This window comes from Streptomyces sp. NPDC001502, assembly GCF_042894785.1.
GTDB classification, from domain to species: domain Bacteria; phylum Actinomycetota; class Actinomycetes; order Streptomycetales; family Streptomycetaceae; genus Streptomyces; species Streptomyces kutzneri.
Map to the genome: position 1 here is coordinate 221,463 of NZ_JBIAVW010000006.1, position 21,664 is coordinate 243,126.

The 21,664-nt window shown below is 73.9% G+C and carries 8 protein-coding genes; all 8 read right to left on the bottom strand.

Translation table 11 applies throughout. From position 1 onward, the window contains the following. Positions 1-232 precede the first annotated feature (232 nt). On the bottom strand, positions 233-1,609 hold the full coding sequence (locus ACFY0D_RS12775) for a DUF1996 domain-containing protein (RefSeq protein WP_390798347.1): 1,377 nt from the start codon (positions 1,607-1,609) through the stop codon (positions 233-235). A gap of 9 nt (positions 1,610-1,618) precedes the next feature. Further along, positions 1,619-2,260 carry a DUF4142 domain-containing protein gene (locus tag ACFY0D_RS12780; RefSeq protein WP_390798348.1) on the bottom strand — a complete coding sequence of 214 codons (642 nt, stop codon included), beginning with the start codon at positions 2,258-2,260 and terminating at the stop codon, positions 1,619-1,621. 322 nt (positions 2,261-2,582) lie between these two features. Beyond that, positions 2,583-4,412, bottom strand: a complete 1,830-nt coding sequence (locus tag ACFY0D_RS12785) for a hypothetical protein (RefSeq protein WP_390798349.1) — start codon at positions 4,410-4,412, stop codon at positions 2,583-2,585. Next, entirely contained in the window at positions 4,405-9,789 is a 5,385-nt protein-coding gene (locus ACFY0D_RS12790) for a hypothetical protein (protein ID WP_390798350.1), read from the bottom strand. Before ACFY0D_RS12790 ends, ACFY0D_RS12785 begins: the two co-directional genes overlap by 8 nt. Further along, positions 9,782-13,132, bottom strand: coding sequence for a hypothetical protein (locus tag ACFY0D_RS12795; RefSeq protein ID WP_390798351.1), 3,351 nt, complete (start codon positions 13,130-13,132; stop codon positions 9,782-9,784). The genes ACFY0D_RS12790 and ACFY0D_RS12795 overlap by 8 nt, the downstream gene beginning before the upstream one ends. Further along, the gene (locus ACFY0D_RS12800; RefSeq protein WP_390798352.1) at positions 13,129-14,331 is read right to left on the bottom strand and encodes a Kelch repeat-containing protein; all 1,203 of its coding nucleotides are present in this window, start codon (positions 14,329-14,331) and stop codon (positions 13,129-13,131) included. Before ACFY0D_RS12800 ends, ACFY0D_RS12795 begins: the two co-directional genes overlap by 4 nt. A 23-nt stretch (positions 14,332-14,354) precedes the next feature. Continuing rightward, the gene (locus ACFY0D_RS12805) at positions 14,355-18,989 is read right to left on the bottom strand and encodes a DUF6603 domain-containing protein (protein ID WP_390798353.1); all 4,635 of its coding nucleotides are present in this window, start codon (positions 18,987-18,989) and stop codon (positions 14,355-14,357) included. A 1-nt stretch (position 18,990) separates the two neighbouring features. Then, complete coding sequence (locus tag ACFY0D_RS12810; protein ID WP_390798354.1) at positions 18,991-21,627, bottom strand: S8 family serine peptidase; 2,637 nt, start codon at positions 21,625-21,627, stop codon at positions 18,991-18,993. Positions 21,628-21,664 lie beyond the last annotated feature (37 nt).

Consider the following 21,664-nt stretch of genomic DNA (forward strand, 5'->3'; position numbering starts at 1 on the left):
TCTCGTGCCGTGGGTGCTGGGGGAATGGGGTGCTGGGGGTGCTGGGGGTGCGTGACCGGTGGGGCCGGCCCGTGACATGCGTACGCCGCCGGGACTCGGCGGCGGCGTACACACACGTGCGGTGTTGGCCCGAAGTCGGCTTCGGGCCAACACCTGTCCCGGGCCGGACGCCGGGGGTGGGGGTGAGGGGCGTCCGGCCCGGGAGTGGAGGGGGAGCCTCCCGCTGCGGGGGTCAGCGGCAGTTCTGCCCGTTGTTGATGCAGTTCACGGCCTTGTTCATCAGGCCGTTCGACATCACGTTGATGAAGTCGTCGTGGTCGGTCGCCGGCTTGTGGAGCTGCTCGGGGAAGCTGTCCACGGCGAACCGGGAACCCGGCGCCACCCCGTAGGTGAGGCGCATCACCAGCTGGGGAATGGCCTTGAAGCCGTTCTGGCACTTGCCGTTCTTGTCCGCGAAGGCCACGTGCGTCCGGTGGTTGGCGCTGTCGACGTTCTTGCCGTCCCAGCAGCTCTGGAAGTTGAAGGTGCGCACCACGTCACTGCCCTTCGGGCAGACCGGGTACTTGTCCTTCAGCTGACGGTTCTCGAATCCCGTGCAGCTCCACGAGGCGTTGGCGTTGCCGTTGCCGTTGGTGAAGGCCTTGGCGTCACCGGTGATGATGCGCATGAAGCGGGGCATCGCCGTGACCTTGCCCACCGGGCTGCCCTTGAAGGTGATCGACACCTGCTTCGGCTTGAGGATGGTGCCGACATTGCCGTCCTGGCCGCCGCCGGGCGCCTTGGCGTCCTTCTCCACCTTGCCGTCGCGCAAGCGCAGCACGGGCCAGTAGTACGCGGACTGGTCCCCGTTGCCGCAGGTGGTGCCTGACGCGGCGAGGCTGCCGTTCGTGGAGAAGGCGTCGGTGGTCAGGTTGCCCACGTAGTCGTGCATGTGGTGGGCGCCGTTGGAGACACCGGGGGCGACGATCACGTTGTCGGGGTTGAAGTGACCGTTCTCGTTGCGGCCGCACTGCGAGGTGAAGGAGCCCTTCGAGGCGTTTCCGGCCTGGGCGGGATTCTTCACGTTCGGCTTGATCTTGGTGATGTTGACGAAGTCGTTCTTCGCCGGACCGCCCTTCTGCGCGGCCGCCTGGGCGGCCGCTCCCTGCTCGCCCTTGCTCGCGGCCGCCGCCGCGCCGTCATCCGCGGCTGCCGCCTGCTTCATCGTGCACGCGCTCAAGGCCTGGATGTCCTTGGGCTTTTCGCCGCCGCGGCCGATCGCGTCGGCCATGCCCGCGATGGTCTGGTCCCGCTTCTGCTTCAGGTCACCGAGGAGGGCGGCGTCGCCCTTCGCCTTCCCGGCGGCGAGCTGCTTGTAGGCGTCGGCGACCTGGTCGTCCAGCTTGGCGAGGTTCGCGTCGACCTCGGGCTTGGCCTGTTCGGGGACCGCGGTGAGCTTCTCTCCCACGTCGGGGCAGTCGATGGTGGACGTCATCTGCCCCGCCTTGTCCTGGCCGGCGGACGCGTTCCCGGCGACGACGGCGACCCCGCCACCGCCCAGTACGAGCGCGGATATCACGCCCAGGACCTTGTTCGACAGGCGTGAGCGTTTGTGGCCCTTTTTACTCATGCGATCACTTCACTTCGTCGGTTGGACATTGTCGGAAAGCGCGTCGAAGTCGACGAGTCCGGTGTCTTCGAGGACCGTGATGTGGTCCAGAACCGTGGTGTTGGCGGACGTGGCGAGGGCCCGGACCATCGAGTTCTTGGTCGTTGACCGGATTCCGGCCAGCAGGGCGAACACCTTTCCGTGAGCTCGGCGCAGCAGTTGGACGAACAGTCGTTCGTATTCCTCTCCGCGTGCACGGTTCATCTGGCCCAACCAGTCCTGCTGCTGTGCGGACGGCTGGTTGGGCAGATCGACACCGAGGGCCTGGCCGACCTGGATGACCTGCCGGTCCAGCTCGGTGTGGCCGTCGATGAGGTGCTGGCCGGCCGTCTTGATCGCGGGTCGGGACCCGCGCTGCTGGGCTTGGCGGCCCGCGGGCAGCTCCCAGAGTCCGGCGAGCCGGACCTTGCGGACGAAGTCCCGGTCCGCGGCGGTCAGTGGTCCGTAGGCCGTGCTCAACGTTCCGCCGCCGTCGTCGTCGCCGGCCGCCGGACCCGCCACGGCGGCCGCGGGCCGGCTGCCGAAACCGTCCACGGGTATCAGAAGGGCGATCAGGGTGAGCGCAAGGGCGGTGATGACCAGGCCGCTTCCGATCGTGTATCGCGTGGCCAACGACAAGCTGCTGATGGATCTCCGCCGCAATGACGGCACTGTGCCTCCTCGCTCCAAGGGCCGGGAGGGGGTGGCGGGGCAGGAGGGCCGCACATGCAGTGCGGAGCGCACCCGCATTCCCGGGGTGTCACGGGACGCTAGTGCCGGGCGTGCCGCCGAGGCCGTAGGACATCACCATCGGACAAACATCCTGGCGTCTCCGCGGAAGGCTGATATCTTGCGGCGCGCCCGGAGATTCGGCCGGGTGGCGCCGCCGTGCCCTGTCATGCCCGGGTGCCGTCCGGCCGTGCCCGCGTGCCGCCGGCCCGGCACGGGACCCGGATCAGGCGTCGGACGTGTCCACGAGGTGGTCGAAGGCCAGGCCGCTCGCGGCCTCCCCGCGCCCCGCGCCACGGCGCGCGCTGAGCCAGACGACCACCTGGCCGTCCCGGCCCCGGGTGCGGTTGTACGCCACCGTCAGCCGGGAGCCGGCCTGCGGGACCTCCTCCTCGTTCACGTAGTAGGCCTGCCGCCGGTCCGGTGCCACCGGGTCCAGGCCCGGCCGCAACAGCTCCGTCCGAGGCTCCACCGCCCGGCCGTCGACGGGATGCGGCATGGCCGCGCGCCGCAACCGCACCGACCGCCCGCGCTCGCCGGAGTGGACCGCGATGAAGGGGATCCAGTTCTCGGGCACGGAGTTCATCGCCTCGTACGCGACCGCCGCGCGCGGATCCGTCCGCGGGGGCCGCGGGTCCAGGCGCGACCGGTGCGCCAGGCTCTCCGTGGAGAGCTCGCTGCCGCGCCGCGGCTCACCGGTCGCCGTACGGGCCGTCCGCTCCAGCCCCCACACCAGGTTGGCCTGCTCGTCGCGGACGAGCAGCACCTCCTCCAGCACCGGACCGTCGGCGATCTTCGACGCGCCCGGCGGCAGCAGCAGGACCGGCCGCGCGCCGGTCCGCTGCCCGCCCACCGGGTCCAGGGTGAACATCGACCAGCGGTCCCGGTCCCCGCCCGGTCCCGAGCCGGCCGGCTCGATCCACCGCTGCTCGCCGAACACGTCCGTCACGCTCAGCCCGTACACCGACGCCAGGGTCCCGGCGGGCAGGTCGCACGGCAGCTGGTACCAGTCGTTGCTGTAGACCAGCGCGAACTCCAGGAAGATCAGCCGGGCGAGGTCGGTGCTGTCCGGCCGGACCGCCGCGAAATTGGTCTTCCCGTCCTCCACCGCCCACCAGCGCGGCAGCGGCATCCCGGAGAACCGGACCGGCGCCGGGAACACGGTGCGGTGCAGCGGCTCGGGCGCGGGCGCCGTCCCGCCCAGCGGCCCGCCGCGGTCCACCGAGAAGGCGTGCCACTCCAGTTCACCGCCCGGGTACTCGGGCGCCGTGAGGACCTGCTCCCCGTCGGCGGTACCGGCGGCCACCGAGAAGCGGTGCTCCAGCCGGCCCGGATCCCAGGCCGGGGCGCCCTGCGGCTGGTCGATGAGCGCGTCGAACCAGGCGACCAGCTCCCGGCCCCGCCGGTTCAGGTCCTCGTAGTGGATGTGCAGCACGTTGACGATGCCGTCGGAGGCCAGGCCGTGCTCGTACTTGAGGCGGTGGTACAGCAGGTACCCGTCCATGTGCCGCCCCGCGACGGCCTGCATCGTCGCCCACACCTGCGGATGGGCCACCCGGGGACTGTCGCGGACCTCCTCGGGATCCGGCAGGGCGATCGGGTACGCGGCGACGTACTGGCCCCGGAAGTCCTCCACCGGGGACATCGGCAGGTCGCGGATCAGCTTCAGCCAGCGGTGGCCCAGCGCCAGCCGCAGATCGAAGCAGACCGGATCCGCGCCGAACCGGAACTGCAGCGGACGGCGTTCGGCCACGGACTCCAGCGGCCGGTCCGTGGCCAGCTCCTCCACCGGGCCGGCCGGCGGACGGAACCGGGTGGGCGGGGCCCCGGCCACCGAGTACGTGGCGGTCACCGGCGATCCGCCGTCCGAGGCACGGAACTCGCCGAGCTGCCACTGCCGGGTGAGCAGCCACAGCGGGTCGCGGACCTCGGCCCGCAGGGCCCTGCCGAAGTCGGCGGTACGCGGCCGCCCCTCCAGCCGGTTCCACACCCCGACGGTCGGCTCCAGGCGCCGGTCGAGGGCCAGCGGGAACTCGATGCGAGCCGGTTCAGTCATGGGCGCTCGCCTTCCGGCGCAGATGGGCGATCGCGAGATCGGTGCTGACGGTGATCGGTTTCCGGGTCGCGGACATGACCGTGGCCGGGAGCAGCTGGGCGTACGCGGTGCCGTCCAGGTGCACGGGTTCCACGGCCCGGGCCCTGGCCAGCTCGAACGTGTCGAAGATCGCGTCGAGCAGCTCGCCGGTGGTCCAGTCGCCGTCGGGCGCGGCCGGCGCGACCAGCAGCATGGCCTGCGGCGGCTCCGAGTCCGGGCGGTCGTAGTGCACGGCGATCCCGGTGGTCTCCCGCTCGGCGGGGATGACCTCGGTCCACTCGTCGAGGAGCAGACCGCAGACCTCGGGGGCACCGGGCAGCGGCCCGGCGGCCGGGCCCGCGTAGTGCGCGGTGAACAGCACCCGGTCCTCGTCGAGGGGCCGGCGCCGGTCGCGGTCCTGGGGAAAGTCCATGGCCAGCCAGTGGTCGTCCGCCCGGTGGGGCAGCTGTACCGGGGTCAGCCGGGGCTCCTCCTGGGTGACGAGCAGGCCGCCGTAGCCGATCAGGGCGTCCGCGAGGATCACCGTCTTCTCCCACAGCCGCGGCTTCTCGCGGACCCGGGCGATCCCGTGCAGCCAGTCCTCCACGGGGAAGGTGCGGGGTGCGGGCGGATCGGTGCGCAGGTGGGCGGTCAGCCGGTCGCTGTCCCGCAGCGCGGCCCGCCAGTCGCGGGCGAGCCCGTCGGGCGGGGTGAACTCGGGTACGGCCAGGACGTCTTCACCGAGCATCGCCTTCAGGGCGTCGGTCCCCGCCCGGACCCGGTCCGGCCCGGTGACCGCCGCGTCGTACACGCCGAGGGCCCCCTCGGCCGCGGCGACGCGTCCCTCGGTCTCCTTCAGCAGGGACCGGACGCGGGCGAGCAGGTCCGCGCCGTAGCCCACCACCCGGTCCTCGTACGGGGCCAGGTCCAGCCCGGTCGGATCGAAGGCGGTGAGCGGCAGCAGCGCGGACACCTCGGCGAGCAGCCCGGACAGGGTGGTGCGCGGAGTCCGGGCGACCGCACGCAGGCCCGCCAGCCGGCCGGCGAACTTCCGGCGGCGTGTGACGAGCACGGCCCGCAGCAGCTCCGGCTGCTCGGGGCGCGGGCTGGTCAGGGCCGTGGAGATCAGCCGTTCGGCCTGTTGCAGGAGCCGGAACCGCTCCTCCTCCGGGGCCGACGCCGGGAGTTCGTCGTACTGATGGAGGAGTACGTCGGCCTCCTCCAGCGAACGCTCCATCCGGGTGGCGGCCTGTGCGACCGCCGCGAGCACGGCGGTGAACTCGCCGCGCCGCCATCCGGTGAGCTCGGCCCAGCCGCTGCGGGCCGCTCCGAACCGGCCGGCACCGGCGGCGAGTTCGGCATAGGAGGTGAGGAACTCGTCGATCCTGCCCAGGATCTCCGCCCGGGCGGGCGCGGCGGGCGCGGCGGGGGCCGCCGGCGCGGCAGGGGCGGCAGGCGCGGCCGGGGACGCGTCGGCCGCCGGTCCTGGCGACACCGGGAAGAGCGGCTCCAGCTCCGCCAGGAAGCCGGCTGCCTCCTCCCGCAGGTCCACCAGCGATTCGAGGACCTTGGCGACACGCTCCCGGGGCAGGGACACGGCCTCGTCGGCCGCGCGGTCGACCGGCGCGACCCCGGCACCCGGCACCAGATCGGTGGACCGCAGCGGCCGCGAGGTGGTCAGCAGCGACCGCAGCGCGCCGATCAGCGGCGACAGTTCGAAGAAGCTGATCTTCTCCGGGACCCGCCGGGTGTAGTGGATGACGGGCAGCACGTCCGGCCGCGGCGGCGCCGAGCCGAAGACCGCGCCGGTGATCCGGTCGTCGAGATCACTCATCGCGGCCTCGCCGGCCGGCCGCACCGCCCAGAGCAGCTCGATCGCCCGCAACCCCAGATCCGCCTGCGTGACCACCCGGCTGCGCGGCTCCGCCGTGACCGGATCCACCCAGGTCACCAGGGCCGCCACCGACTCCGCCGCGGGCAGCAGACCGGTCAGCCAGTCGTCGACGGCCGGCTCCGCGCGGGCTCGCGGGGTGCTGCGGCCCGCAGCTCCGGCGCCGTGGTCGGGACGCAGCCCCGGGGTGAACTGGATCGCCAGCCGGTGGGTGAGCGTGGTCCCGCTCCGCGGCGACCTGATCACCTCCGGGTCCGGCGGGAAGCCCTCCTTCGCGTAGGCGTCCAGCGTGGCCGCCGCGCGTTCGGTGTTGCCGAGCAGCGTCTGGTGGGTGCTCTCGGCCACGGCGAGATCGGCCAGCGCGTCGTGCAGGTCGAGGAGGTGCGCCACCTCCGCGTCCATGGCCTCCCGCTCCGTCCGGCCGACGTTCTCCGGCAGGCCCTCGGCTCCGTACGGATAGCCGGTCAGACCCTGCCGGGTGGCCCGGCGGACCAGCTCCAGGCCGTCCACCACATTGCGGGCCTCGACCAGTCCCACCTCGTCCGGCGGGACGTCTCCGCCCGAGAGTTTTCCGGCCCGCAGCGGGAACGCCCCGCGCAGCGGCTGGATGAAGCGGTCCAGCTCCACCCCGGGATGCCCCTCGTGCAGTCCGCGCTCGAAGCGGCGGCCGAGCACCGCGCCGAGCGACTGCCCCTCGCGGAGCGCGTCCAGCAGGGACAGCGCCGCCCGGACGCGGCCCGAGCCCAGATCGACCGCGAAGGCGCTGGAGCCCTCCCGGCCGCCGTTGGCCAGATATCCGGCGCGCAGTACGGCCGCCGTCCTGGCCTGAGCCGGCGACGGTGCGTGGATCCAGCCCCCGCTGCGCGGATCCTGCGGCAGTTCCGGCGCCCCGAAGACGTGGTGGAGCTGCTCCGGCACCGCCGCCGCAGGTACGGGTGCGGCGCAGCTCGGTGTCACGTCCTCCAGCCAGCCGTACGCCCCCAGGTGCAGGCCCCGGGCGGGCGCGCCCATGCCGTCCGGGCCGTACCTCAGCTCGGCCAGCTTCTCGTTGGCCAGGCCCAGCCGCCAGGCGTCCAGCCGGTGGGACGCACAGTCCAGGTGCTCGGTGAAGACGCGCTCCAGCCGGGCGGTGGGCAGGTCGGCGAGCAGCTCCAGCGCCCGCACCTGCTCGGCGAGTCCGGCGGTGGCCGGGTCCCCGGCCCGCAGGGCCCGCGGGACGAACCGGTGCAGGAGCTCCTCGTTCCCGGTGATCGCGGGTGCCTTCGCGTAGAGCTGGCGGTACCGGCTCTCGCTGGGCAGCAGCACCTCCGGGTGCTCGGGGTCGTCCGCGACATGCACGAACGGCGGGTCGGCGGGCGAGGGCACCGGCAGCCCCCTGGCGCGGGCGAGCCGGCGGCCCGTCTCCACCCAGCCCAGCAGCACGGCGTGCCGCAGCATCAGATGGAGCAGGGCGGCCGGGCGGGCGTCGTCGGCGAAGCCCGTCTCCTGCCGGACCGTCTCCAGATCCGTCCCCGCGTACTCCGCGAGCCACCACAGGTAGTTCCGGGCGGGTGCCGTGGTGGAGGGGCGGACCGGATCCGTCTCGGACAGTGGCCGGTCGTCGACCAGCGGACCGTCCAGCCGGTGCTGTCCGTCCACGAACAGACGGCCGAGCAGATCCGGATCGCCGCCGGGCGCCCCGAACCGGGCGAGGAGTTCCCTGACCGGCTCCGCCATCCGAAGCCGCTCCAGCGCGGACACCACCAGATGGCCCCGGCCGTCGAGATTCTCCCGGTTGAAGAGGTCGTCGACGCTCTGCGCGTACCGCTGGTGGAACTCGGCCGAGGACGGGTGCAGGGCGAGGATGTCGAGCAGCCGGCGGTGCGCGTCGCCGCTGTCCGTTCCGAGCCGCGCGACCTTTCCGGTTGCCCGGCCCCAGTCGACCGCGGCCTCGGTGAGCAACCGGTGCAGGGCCCGGCGGTGGGTGGCCGCGGCGGGCCAGGCCAGCCGCTCGAAAGCGGTCGTGACCAGGATCCCGTAGGGCTGCCGGCCGATCTTCACCACGGGGAGCGGGCCCCGGCCGCTGACGTACCGGAGGAAGAACTCCCGGGTCTGCTCCACCGCCTCCTCCGGCAGGATCGGACACAGCGTGGTGCGCAGGAAGTTTCCCCAGGTGGCGGGCCACAGCGCGGTGTTCGCGGCACGCGCGTCCCGCAGATCGGTCCGGTCGGCGTTCGGTACCGCCGTCAGGGCCGCGGGGTCGATGCCGAGAAGCTCGGCGAACCACTGGCCGTCGGTCCTCGCCGTCCAGTCGACCGGCGCCGCTGCGGCTGCGGCTGCCGCTCCCGATGACGCTGCCGCTTCCGCTGCGGCGAAGCGGTACGCCGCCCTGCGCGCGGCCTCGGCCTCCTGGCGCGGGTCCTGGCCGGCCGGCGCCTGCTCGGTGTTGTTCGTCGGCGTGCCCTGCGGCAGCAGGGCGAACCCGGCCGGGCTCCGCACCTGGTGGGTGATCAGAGTGGCCAGGTCGGCCGCGGACCGCTCGGCGGTGACCCCTTCGCGCAGCCCGAGCACGACCAGCCGGTGCAGCCCCTTGCAGATGTCCTCGTTGTCGAGGGGGATCCGTACGCCCATCCCCGCGGCCACCGCCGCGTCGAAATCGGTCAGCCACCTCAGGTCCGGCGGCACCCGCAGCGCGCCGGTCCGCTCGTCCACCCGGAGCTGCTCCTCGGACGCCGTACCGGGGTCCGGGCTCACCGCGAGCGAGCCCGGCACCGGCTCCCCGAGGGCCTCGCAGACGAGCCGGCCGTCGCGGTAGCCGAAGACCCGGAACCGGTCGGGCAGCAGGGTGGCCCGGGCCGCCTGCGTCCACGCGTTCGGGGCGACCTCCGAGTCCGGCGGCTGCGGGAGCACGAGGAAGGCCACCGCCACGGCGTCGCCGGGCCCGCCGGCGTCGCCGGAGACGAGCGGGGCGGCGTCCACCCCGGTGGGCCGGCGGTTGCGGACGGCCGCCGCGCGGCGTGGCCCGACGGCCGCGAGCAGCGCGACGTCGGCGTCCCGGAGCCGCCCGGCGTCGCCGTGTGCCCGCCAGACGGCACTCCAGTACGTGACGGTGGGCTGCCGGTCCTCGGCGGGCAGCGCCTGCCCGGTGGCGACCACCAGCACGGTCGTGCCCGCGGGGAGCCCGGCCGGCCGGTCGGCGGGGTTGACGGGCCGGTGCGTGACCAGCAGGTACGCCGCCCGGCCCTGCTGCACCCGCCCGGTCAGCTCGTGCCAGGCGGCCCGCTCACCGGCCGGATCGCCGGCCGACCTCCACACGGCGGTCCAGTAGGCGTCCATCGCACTCAACTCGGCGCGGGTCGGGCGGGGTTCGAAGCTGTCCACCGACCACTCGTCCGGGAAGATCCGCACCAGCAGGTGGGTCGTGGTGAACCGGGTCTCCAGCCGGACGGGTCCGAGCAGCACCGGGTGGGCGCGGGTGAGGTCAGCCACGGGGCAGCATCTCCTGTGCGTGCACGGCCATCAGGACCGGTGCCTGGAACAGCATGTACGCGACCTCGGCGGAGTCGAGCCCGCCGTGCCACCGGCCCAGCTCGGTGTCCTCACCGTGCTGGGCCACCTTCTCGGCGTCGTCCACCGTGCTCGACAGATCCACCAGGTCGACCGGGGCGGTGGTCGCGTCGAGCGCGATGAAGCCGCGGCGGCCGCCCGGATCCACATCGCCCCAGGTGAGGTCGTTCCAGACCTCCACGGATCCGGGTGTCTCGTCGTCCGCGCCGAACCGGGGATCGCCCGGCCGCTCCTGGAACACGAAGAACCAGCCCGGGTCCACGGCGTCGCCACGGGCCATGGCCGCCGTCAGGTCGAAGCCGAGGAGGTGGAGGTCGGGCTCCACCTTCGCCTCGTAGATCGGCAGCAGGATCTCGTCGGAGCCGGGCCGGTGCGGGTCGCGCAAGGTCACCGGCTGGCGTTCCAGCGTCGGATCGGGGTGCTCGTCGCTCGGATTCCAGCGGGCGCGATGGGCGTACACGGCGGTGTTGGGGTACTTCTTGAGGAGCTCGCCGCGGATCACCAGGACGAGTTCCTCGCGCGGCTTGCCCGGTTCCGGCTGACGGTGGTCGTGTGCGCCGAGCGCGCTGTCCGGGGCCCAGGTGTGGACCGGCGGGATGTCGTACAGCCGCTCGCGCCGCCGCGCGTCGCTCTCGCCCGGCGGGGAGGCGGCCGGGCGCGGGTCCCAGAACTGCCGGAAGGGCGTGCCCCGCTGGTCGGCCGGGTACTCCCGCCACAGCAGCTCGCGGGCCAGCTCGTGGTTGAGACCGACCATGAACGCCTCGATGAACTCCTGGTCGGTGTCCAGGAGCGTGACCGTGTTCGCGGGGAGCAGGCCGAGGCCCGGCACGAAGGAGTCCACCGACAGGCCCAGCAGCGCCTCGTACATCGGCAGGTCGATGACCGGGTACGCCATCACCTCCAGGAACCGCTCGGCGAAGGGAGCCAGATGCCCGGCCTCCAGCCGGACCGCGCTGAGCAGGGCCTTGGGTACGGTCTCGGTGGCGTCCAGCCTGCCCAGTACCTGCTCGGCGGTGCCCGCGACGTCGAGCGGATCGGGCACCGGGGCGCGCGCGGCGGCCGCGGCCGAGGCCCAGCCCTCGTACAGATCGGTCAGGCCCAGCTTGAAGCGCCGCGCCTGTTCGCTGTCGACCGGCTCCGTCGGCTCCGCCAGGTCCGCCCGGTCCGCGGCGGGCGGGTCCGTCCGGGGGCGCGGGCCCGGGTCGTGGCCGGGTCGCCGGAGTACGAAGCCGTCACCGATCGGCAGGGACTTCACCGGATCGGGCAGGGGGGTGGACCGGATCTCCCGGTCCACGCGGGCCGGCGTGACCACGGCGGGCGGAGTGCCCTTCGGCGGCGCCGCGGTGACCAGTTCCGGTTCCTCGTCCATCCGCGTCAGCAGCGCCTCGGCAGGCTCTCCGGGGAACCGCAGCGTCTGCATCAGCCGCGACCCCGGCCGGGTGATGCGGCGCATGGCCGCGGAGACGGGCGCGGCCGCGACCCGGCTCGTGGCCACCTTGAAACCGGCCGCGACCAGCTCCGTCCCACCCGTCCCGCCCGTCCCGCCCGCCCCGTCCACCAGGCCGGCGGTCCGGACCACGGGGACGGTCACCCGGGCGTGGGCGGGCGCCGTCAGCGCCAGGGAACGGCCGGCCGGGCGGGCCGTCGCCCGCATCGCCCGCGCCGACGCGGCCGCGAGACCGGGCGGCGCGGGCGGCGCGGGCGGTGGCCCGAGGTGCTTGTCCTGGAGCCGGAGCCCGACCTCGCAGGCCAGCTGCGCCGCCCGGATCCGGTGGTTGACCTCCACCACGTCGCCCACCTGCGCCCAGGCGGCGGCCATGAACTCCTCCTGCCGGGCCTGCACGATCTGCGTGCCGAAGTTCGCGGCGATCCGGAAGCGCGGATCGAGGTTGAGCCGGTGCACCCAGTTGCGGTCGTGGGCGGCCGGGGTGCCGTCCGCCTCGGTCAGCAGCCGTGAGGTGAGCGCGGGCCAACGCCCGTACAGCGGCGGGGTGATCACCGGGTCCGCCTCGTCCGCCGGCACCGTCGCGGCCGGGCCCAGGACGGCGGCGAGTTCGGCGTGCGCCTCGGCGGGGGGCCGTGTGAGGTAGTCGTCGGCCAGGTTGACCAGCGCGGCCAGCGCCTTCTGGAAGGGATGCGGATAGCTGCCGGCCGGCCGTGGATACCCCTCGGCCTCGGTGAAGCGGCTGTCCCAGTTGTCCCAGACGTCCTTGTCGCGGACGGCCTGCAGGGCGCCGCCGAGCTTCAGCACCCCGCCGATGGCCGCCGGGGTGTCGATGCCGGGCAGCGCCGGACCCGGCTTCTCGTGGACGTCGATGTCCCGGCGGGCCACGTGCGGTCCGGCCTCGCCCGGTACGAGCAGCCGCACCAGGTGCTCGAAGTCCCCGGCCGTGCCCGTGCCGAAGGACCAGCGGTGGTAGTAGGGCATCCGGCCGTCCGCGTGACCGGGCCCCCAGCTGAGGTCACCGGCCTCCACCCCGGTCGGGTCGAGGCCCAGCCCGGCCCGTCGGCCCGCCTCGAAGGCCGGGACGAGGAAGGCGTGGTAGCCGGTCAGCGGACTCAGCCTGCGGGGGCAGATCAGCCGTGCGCAGGCATCGTCGGGGCTGGTGCGCAGCAGGTTCCCCAGCGCGTCCAGGGGCCCGTCCATGTCGTCGGTGCGGACGCTCCCGGTGCCCGCGAGGTCCCCGTTGACGTGGACGTGCGCCCAGGCGCCGAGCTGTTCGGCCGGCGGCAGCTTCCGCGTGTCCTTGACGAGGACGTACGGCAGCGGCCCCTCGGGCGGGCCTCCTTCGCGGAACTCGCCGCCGTCCGCGTCCCGCGGGTCCGCCGGACCGGCGAGCACGATCAGCGCGAGCCAGGGCAGCAGCCGGCCGGCCGCGTCGGGCGCGGCCGGACTGTAGCGCCACAGGAGATCCTCCTCGTAGAACTCGATGTGTGCGAGGAAGTTCGGCTCCGCATTGGTGACCGAGGGCTGCGGCTCGGTTCGGGAGATCGCTCGCGGGTCCAGCCCGACGACGTCCCCCGGGCCGTAGAGCTGCACCGACCGGGTCACGGCGCGGTCCGGCACCGGATGCTCCGGGTGCTGTCCGGTCAGCCGCAGGGTCACGGGGATGCGCGGGCGGGCCCCGGAACCGGCCGGGGGAGCCTGCGTGATCTTCGTGCTCAGGCCCGTCCGCAGCCAGGGCAGGAAGGAGTAGGAGCTGGACTCGGCGTCGGCGGTGGAGCCGGCGCCGGCGGTCGAGTTGCTGTCGGTGTCGGAGGTCACGGGGCGTCCCCGATGCGGAAGAGCTCGGTGCTCCGGGTCAGGTCCTCGCTCTGCGGATCGGCGGCGGCCAGCCCGGACCGCACCGTCCCGCCCGCCACCAGCACCTCCGTGGCGGACAGCGCGACCGCGGCGAAGGCCCACCGGCCGACGGTCAGGCCCGCCGCGGGCGTCCAGGTGTCGAGGGCGGTGTCGTAGACCAGCACGCTCTGGTACCCGGCCGCGTCGTCGATCCCGCCCGTACCGCCGATCACCAGCACCTTCCCCGGCCCCAGGGGCACCGCGCGGTGGTGGCCGCGGCCGCCCGGCCGGGGGGTGATCGGCTTCCACCTCTGTGTGCCCAGGTCGTACAGCTCGCCGCCGAGCGCGGCGTACGGGTCGTACCTGCCGTCCCCGGGCACGCCCGGCGTGCCGCCCCCGATCAGCAGGGCCGAGGTGTCGGACAGCGGCAACAGCTGATGGCGGGCGCGCGGCTCGGCCAGGTTCCCGGTGGCCGACCAGGTTCCGGTGTCCGGGGTGCCGCCCGGCGTGTACAGCTCGCAGAAGCCGAGGGCCGCCTCATGGCCCGGCGCGATCGGCGCGGATCCACCGCACACCAGTACCCGGCCGTCCTTGAAGCGCACCGCCGTGTGTCCGCCGCGGGCATCGGTCATCGGCTTGACGGTGGTCCACTTCCGCTCCACCGGGTGGTAGAGCTCGGCGGAGGCCAGCGCCCTGGCCGAGTCGGCCGACCGGACCGCGTAACCCCCGCTGACCAGCACCTGGTTGTCGCCCGTCAGCACCGCGGCATGTCCCCACCTGCCCTCGTTCATGTCCGTGGTGGCACTCCACGTACCGGTCTTGGCGTGGAAGACCGCGGCGGACCTCAGCGCGGGGGAGAGGCCCGGCCCGCTCGTGCCTCCGGTGACCAGGACATCGCCGTCGGCCAGCAGGGTCGCCGTGTGCAGCCGGCGCGGCGCCCCCGGCACCTGGCCGGCCGCGCTCCACGTACCGGTGGCCGGCGCGTCGGCGCCCGGGGTGTACAGCCAGGCCTTGGCGAGACCGGCGGACCTGCCGTCGGCCCCGGCCACCACCAGCACCTGTTTCTTCTCGTTCCGCAGTTGCAGGGCCGTGTCGTACCGGCCGTACCAGCAGGCCGCTTCGGGCAGTTCGCCCTGGGGCGTCCACCGCCCGATGGCGGCCGCGAGGGTGGTCGTGGTCATGGCGTCCTCCGTAGTCGCCCGGTTCACGGCGTGAACAGTTCGGTGCCGGCGGTGGTCACACCGCGATCCGGACCGGGGGCCGCGGGGCCCGCCGCCACCAGACCGCCGGCCGCCAGCACCCGGCCGTCCGCCAGGACGACCGCCGCGAAGTCGGCCCGGCCCTCGGCCGTCGCACCCGTGCCGGTCCACCGGTCGGCGCCCGGGTCGTACCGCAGCGCGCCCCGATGGCCCGCGGCGAACGAGGGCCCTCCGGTGCCGCCGACGACCAGGACCTCGCCGGTGCGCAGCAGGAACGCCCGGTGCCTGCCGCGCCCGGCCGGCATGTCCGCCGTCGGCGTCCACGCGTCCCGGACCGGGTCGTACACCTCGGCGGAGGCCAGGCTCAGCCCGCTCACCGCGCCGCCCCTGGGCAGCAGGGTGGGATCCCCGCCCGTGACCAGGATCCGGCCGTCGGCGAGGACCGTCGCCTGGTGTCCGGCGCGCGGGGTGTGCAGGCTCGCCACGGGTGTCCACGCGTCGGCGTCCGGGTCGTACCGCTCGCACCAGGCCAGCGGGACCGCCGCGCCCCCGGTCTCCAGGGCCCCGCCGACGACGAGCACCGTGCCGCCGGGCAGGGGCACGATCCGGTGCCCGGACCGGGCCGCCGTCATCGGGGCCACTGCCCGCCACCGGTCCTTGTCCGGGGCGTACACCTCGGCGGACGCCAGCGCGTGACCGTCACGCGTGCCACCGGTGACCAGCAGGCCGCCCGCAGGGAGCCTCAGCGCCGCGTGACCGCAACGCCCCTCCAGCAGAACGGTGTCCGTGGACCGCCAGGTGCCGGCCACCGGATCGTAGAGCTCGGCCGAGGCGAGCGCGGCGCCGTCGGCGCCCACCCCGCCCGCCACCAGCACGCGGCCGTCGCCCAGCCGGGTGGCCGAGTGTCCCCGGCGCGCGGTGGCCGGCGGATTCGCGGGCGACCAGACGGTGTTCACCGGATCGAACAGCCCCGCCGCGGCCACCGGCGCGCCGGAGCCGTCGGCGCCCCCGGTGAGCAGCACCGTGCCCCCGGCCAGGAGCACCGCCTGTGCTCCCGAGACCGCGGTGGGCGCGGGCGTCGCCGCGGCCGTCCACGTACCCGGCGACAGCACACCGCCCTGCGCGTCGGAGACCGGGATGACGTGCAGCTTCCCGGCCAGGGAGGCATCGGCCCCGACCCACAGGGCGAGGGCGTCGGCCGCCGTCGCGGGACTGCGGAAGCCCGTGGCTCCGGCCGAGGTGGTGTCCGCGCCGTCCGGCGGGAGGGCCTGGACGTTGTTCCGGGTGTACGCCACCACGTACCGCTGTCCACCGGCCCGCACCGTGTCCTGCTCGGGGACGGGACGGCGGCGCCGCGCGTCCGTGTGCGACAGCGGGGAGCGGCTGGTGCTGCTGCCCTTCGAGAGGCGGCCGAACACGGCCGGGCTGACACTGACGAGCCGCTTGACCGCAGGTGCGGCAGGTGCGGCGGGTGCGGCGGGCGCCCCGGCGGCGCGGCGCAGACCGGGCGGCGAGGCCTGCCGCGCCTTCTCGTCGACCACGATCTGCTCGTACCGGGCGCTGCGCCGGACGATCCTCGGCGCGGCGAGCACGCCCTCGACCGCCGCCAGTTCGACCCCGGCGTCCTGATCCTCATACGCCGGCCGGGACAGCTTCGCCGCGTCGTCCATGTCCTGGAACTGGGCCATCGCGAACTTCTCGCCCGTGGCCGACACCCGTACGAAACCGCTCTCCCGCGCGGGCTCCACACCGAACCGCACACCGTCGCTGGGGCGCTGGGTGCCCACCCGGTCGATCCGGACGTCCAGCGGGATCGCCCGCTGCCGGACGAACAGGGTCCCCATCGGGTGCAGGACCAGCTCCTCGGCGCCGGCCGGGTCCCGGAGGGTGACCAGGGCCCGGCCCGCCCCGCCACCGGGCAGCCGGGTCGTCCAGCCCTCGGTCTTGCGGAACTCGTTCTCCAGCAGGGCCAGCACCTCGACGGGCGGCAGGGTCGTCTCGTGCGCCTGGCCCCACTCGATGTCGAAGTCGGCGGAGATCTCGAAGAACAGCAGGGAGATCGAGCCGCGGCCGTGGGCCCGCCAGGGGGCCACGCCCTCCAGCCTGAAGTCCAGGTCGATGCCGAACAGCCCGACGCCGAACGCCTTGAGCGAGACATGGGCGGAGATCACGATGACGAACGCGAAAGGGGAGAAGCGGAACAGGGCGTCGAAGCTCAGCGAGCCCTCGATGCCGAAGTCCTCGAAGCCGAGCCGCAGTTCGGCGCGGGCGCCGAACTGGACCGTGTTGCTGGTCACGGCGAAATAGCCGGAGACCCGCAGGAGGCGGCCGGGCTGGTTCAGGATGTCCACCGAGATCCGCTCCGGCACCGGGAACGGCAGGGGCGGCGGCCGGAAGGAGGGATGGAACCCGCCCACGGTCAGCACGAAATCGGGGTGGTCCCCCCAGGTGACGAGCAGCCCCATCCCGCCGTCGATGGTGATCGTCAGGATCCGCGAATCGAAGAGCTCGGCATAGAACCACAGCCGGGACCTGTCCACCTGCAGCGCCCCGACGAACTGGACCTGAATGACCAGCAGGGCCAGCTGCTCGGTGGGCAGTACGCAGCTCAGCACACCGAGCACGGCCACATTGCCGGGCGGGATCTCCACGACGACCCCGAGGGAGATCTTGATCAGGGCCGGCGTGCCCCAGCCGATCTTCGCCATGGGCCCGACGAGGAAGGTGCCGTCCTCCGGAGGGAAGAAGGTCCGCAGATCACTCAGGATCCGGGGCGCGTTCGCGACGACGTCCTTCGGGAACATCACCGACTCCATGGACCCCGAGCGCACGCCCAGGCACAGCGCGTCCAGGTCCATCCCGCGGTTCAGCCCGATCAGGCCGCCGACGGCGAGCAGGGTGAACCCGTAACCGAGCTGGATCCCGCCGCCGCCGAACTCGGTGGTGATGACGATCAGCAGCGAGAAGCCGCGGGCGTCGCCGGGCATCCGGGTACTGATCAGCCCGATCGCCTGGAGGGCGAGGAAGCCCGCGAACTCCAGGCTGAGCGCCCCCGCGTACTCGCCGCGCTCGCCGTCCACGGACAGGTAGCCGCCGCCGGAGATCAGCCCGGCGTCCAGCTGGAGCCCCACACCGGTGGGCGGTTTGAAGCCGAACCCGATGTCGACCGGTCCGAGACCCCCGCCGTCCTTCACCCTCAGCTCGGCCAGCAGACCGACCCGTTCCACCGAGGCCTGGAGCGGGCCCAGCGCCGCCTTGAAGCTTCCGGACACCTCCACCGGGACGGCCCCGTCACCCGCGAGGGCGGCCCGCACGTACAGCGCGGTGACCTCGACCGGGCCGAGCGAGAAGTGCGCGGGCAGCGAGAGCTCCAGCCCGCCGCTGCCCTCGAACCGCAGACCGGCCGAGGGGGACCAGAGCGCCCTCAGGTCGAGCCGGGACTCGATCCGCCCGCCGCCGGTGAGGGTCCCGATGAACCCGTCCCCGGCGGACAGGTCGATGAGCACGTGCCCGTCGGCCAGTTCCATCAGGAAGGCCGGCTCCACACTCACGGCGCCGCCCGCGGCCGCGTCCGCGCGCACCCCGATCCCGAGCGCGAACCGTCCGATCTCCACCCGGGAGCCGCCCGCCTGGCCGAGCAGCAGCATGGGCTCGCCGTCGGCCCGTACGACTTCCAGCCGTGCGGACGCCTCCAGGTGCAGCGGCGAGGCGCCGGGCCGCAGTTCGAGGTCGAACGGCGGCGAGATCCGGCCTTCCAGCCCGCCGTCGAACCGTGAGGCGGCGCCCAGGACCAGCTTTCCCGACGTGCCGAGCAGGACGGTCCGGCCGACCTCCGTGTCCGCGCCCACCCGTACCCGTGCGACCAGGTGCGGCGGGGAGGCGGTCCGGTCCACGCCGAGCCGGAGCACGTGGGCGTCGAGGGCCTCGGGCCCGTCCGGTGGCGCGTGGTGGACGAAGGGGAGCCCGTGGTCGGTGAGGTACGCACCGAGGCGCCGCAGCAGCTTCGCGCCGTCGAACCCGGGCCGGCCGAAGTCGAAGACCTCCGCGAGATAGTCGGCCGGCGAGGTGAGCAGCGACAGCAGCCGGTCCAGCCGAAGGGTGCGCAGCGGCACGGCCACCACGCCGGGGTCGGCCGGGTCGACACCTCCGCCGGTGGTGTCGAAGATCCCGGCGACGCCCAGCAGCGCGGCCGCGCCCCGGCTCCTGCCCTCGACGTAGGACATCAAAGTGAAGGAGATCAGCCGCTGCGGCAGTTGCGCCGCCTCGGCCCGCAACCGGGCCCGCTGGGCGTCGCTCAGGCCGCCGGAGCCGGTGACCGCGCCGTCGAGGGCGGGGCCGATGTCGGCGACGGCGTCGAGCAGCCGGCCGAGGACACCCAGCAGCCGGACGCCCGCCTCGACGATCCGGGCCGGCTTCGTGCTCTCGATGGCGGCGGTCAGTTCGGCGACGGCGGAGGCCAGCCCGCCCGCCTGGACGGCCGCCGTGCCCAGCGCCCCGGCGGCGGGGCCGAGACCGCCGGGCACCCAGAACCCGAGCTCCAGCAGGAACCGGTCGCGGTTCTCCGGGGCCAGCTGGACCTCCAGCGGCTGGAGGGCCCGGGCGATCTCCCGGGCGAGCAGTTCGAGGGTTCCGGCGGCCATGTCAGGTCCCCTGTCCGTGGTCGTCGTACGCCGTGAGATCCGCCAGCGGTACGCCCGGCAGGGCGAGCAGCAGCGCACGGAAGGCCGTCGCGTCGGCGCGCAGTGCGGGGCTCCCGGCCAGGGCGAGTTCGTCGAGCAGCCGTCCGATCCCCGCGGCCAGGGATTTTCCGCCGAGCATCCGCGGGACCGGGATCTCACGGTGCGCATCGGCCAGCAGCCAGCCCAGCAGCGCGGGCCCGTGCATGCGGTGCCAGGCCGCGGTGACCCGCCGTTCGGTGCCCACCAGGTGGCTCACCTCCGCCGCGTGCCGGGTGGCCAGCGCGGCGAGGGTCCGGCCCGCCGGGCTGGTCTCGGCCTGGCGGCGCAGTTCGGCGGCCCGTGCGTGGAGGGGGGCCGACCAGGCCGGATAGGCGGCGGTGGGCAGCACGACCGGGCCGGTGCGGGCGACGGCCGGCTCCCTCGCCCGCTCGACCGCCTTCGCCGGATTCACCCGGCCGGCGCCCCAGCCGGCGAGGTCCTCGGGCGGGACGGGCTGGTGGGGTGAGACCGGCGGATCGCAGGATGCGATGAGACGCTTCTTGATCTCGGCATGGGTCAGGTGCGGAGCGGCCTCCAGCATCAGCGCGACGACCCCCGCGACGTAGGGGGCAGCGAAACTCGTGCCGTTCTCCGGCGCGTAGCTGAAGGTGTCCCACTTCCTGGCCTGGGCCACCCACACGCCGATCCCGGGGGCGCACACCTCGGGCTTCGGTGTGCGGCCGGGATCGCACAGCGGTCCTCGGCTGGAGGACCGGGCCAGTTCTCGGTCCTCCTCGTCGTGGCCCCCGACGGTGATGGCGAGCAGGGCGCAGCCGGGCGAGGACAGGGTGCGGGTGCGGTCCTGCTCGGCGAAGCGGAACCGGCTGAGGCGGTGCTCTCCCGCGCTGTCGACCCAGATGTCGAAATCGGCGGCGGTCCCGGAGGTTTCCTGGAGGGTGATCGTCCACACGCCCATGGTGATCATGTCGGCCGCGGGGACGGGATCGATGCTGAAGGTGATGCGGTTCTTGCCGTAGGGCGGGACGCCGAGCACCGAGGAGACCTCCACCGGGTGGTGCGCGACGTCGGCCTTCACCTCGGCCGGTGGTGCGACGGGGGAGGGCAGTGACTCGCTGTTCGCGATGAACGGCGCCGTCAGGTCGAAGGTGAGCCGCGCCGGGCCCGAGTACCAGATCTCGAATCCGTCCGACCGCCTGTCGCGGTAGGCGACGAAGATGCCGCGCGTCGCCCGGCCGTTCGCCGCAACGGTGCCGCTGGTGTGCCAGCCGCGGGTGGGCAGGCCACCGGGCGGGGGAAGCAGGGTGCCGCTCGGCGGCTCGGGGTCGGCCGCCCCCTCGTTGCCCGCGGCGACGGCGACCGCGCGGACCGATCCGTTGCCGATGACGCCGGAGAGGTACAACTCCATGTGGTCGGTGCCGTCATGGGGGCCGGTGTACCGGCCATAGCTGATGCTGATCACGAGCGGCTCGTTCCGCCGCGCCGCCAGGCCGATCATGTGCGTGACCGCCACGATCTTGCTGTCGTCGCCGTTGGAGCAGCGGGCCATGACCAGACCGGCGCCGGGGGCCATCCCGCCCGTGAAGTACGGCTGTTTCATCCCGCACTTCGCGTGGGAGCGGGGCGCGCCGACCGCGACGGAGGCGGTCGCGGTGCCGTGACCGTCCGCGTCGCGGAAGGCGAAGTCCACCCCGTCCGGGTCCTGCAGGGCCGCGTCGATCTCCGCCTGATCGTAGATCAGGGGCGCGCGGTCGACGAGGAACTGGGCCGGGCCCTGCTGGTAGGGGAAGGGGTAGCAGACGACGTCGGGGATGTTCCGGCTGTCGACCACGTCGCTGTTGTACTGGCCGCCGAAGGTGACCACGAGCGGGTGGTCGGGGAACGGTCCGCCCTCCACCTGGACATCGCCGGGCTGGATCTCCGGGGTCCACGGGGTCCAGACGGCTCGGAAGTCGTCCAGGGTGACGGGGAAGGGCAGGACGGCGGTGATCGTCCTCGGCGTGGGGCTGAGACGGGTGGGAGGGGGAGTCCAACGTAAGTCCAGGGCCGTGGTGTTGAGGTGGGGGGAGGCCCTGATCTCCTGCCGCAGGGTGACGTCGACGAGCTGGGTGATCAGCGTGCGCCCGTCCTCCTGGAAGGCGGGGTGGTAGATGTCGATGCCGGAGTCGAGCATGCCGAGCAGCACTCCACGGCCAGTGACCTCGGAGACGGCCGGAGCGGACGCCCCCTGCGGGCCAGGGGCAGGGCCCGGGCCCGCAGGGGGCGTCTGTCCGGAATGCGTCGCGGCCCCGACGGGGGCCGCGGTGTCCAGCCGATCACTGCGCCGGTTGGCCTGGACGGACACCACCTCGTCCAGCTCCGCGATCCGCTCCAGGTCGCCGAGGGCGGCGGTTCCGAAGAGGATCCTCCCCGCACGGATCCGGGTGACGAACCCGGCCGCCTCGACCGCGGCCGCCTCGACCGCATCGTTGCCGGTGAGCAGGACCGACACCTTGGCCGTGTCCGGCACCGGAGGAGCGGACCGCGCCGAAGTCCGGCTCCGCGCCCACGCCGTGAACGCCTGCACCCGTGCGACGAGTTCCCCGTCCAGCTTGCTCCTCATCGGCCCCCCTCGATTACCCAAAAGGCTAGAAGCTCGA

Excerpts from the sequence above, each read along its gene's own strand:
- ACFY0D_RS12775 (WP_390798347.1), bottom strand. The coding sequence starts at position 1,609 with ATGAGTAAAAAGGGCCACAAACGCTCACGCCTGTCGAACAAGGTCCTG.
- ACFY0D_RS12785 (WP_390798349.1), bottom strand. The coding sequence starts at position 4,412 with ATGACTGAACCGGCTCGCATCGAGTTCCCGCTGGCCCTCGACCGGCGC.
- ACFY0D_RS12800 (WP_390798352.1), bottom strand. The coding sequence starts at position 14,331 with ATGACCACGACCACCCTCGCGGCCGCCATCGGGCGGTGGACGCCCCAG.
- ACFY0D_RS12805 (WP_390798353.1), bottom strand. The coding sequence starts at position 18,989 with ATGGCCGCCGGAACCCTCGAACTGCTCGCCCGGGAGATCGCCCGGGCC.
- ACFY0D_RS12810 (WP_390798354.1), bottom strand. The coding sequence starts at position 21,627 with ATGAGGAGCAAGCTGGACGGGGAACTCGTCGCACGGGTGCAGGCGTTC.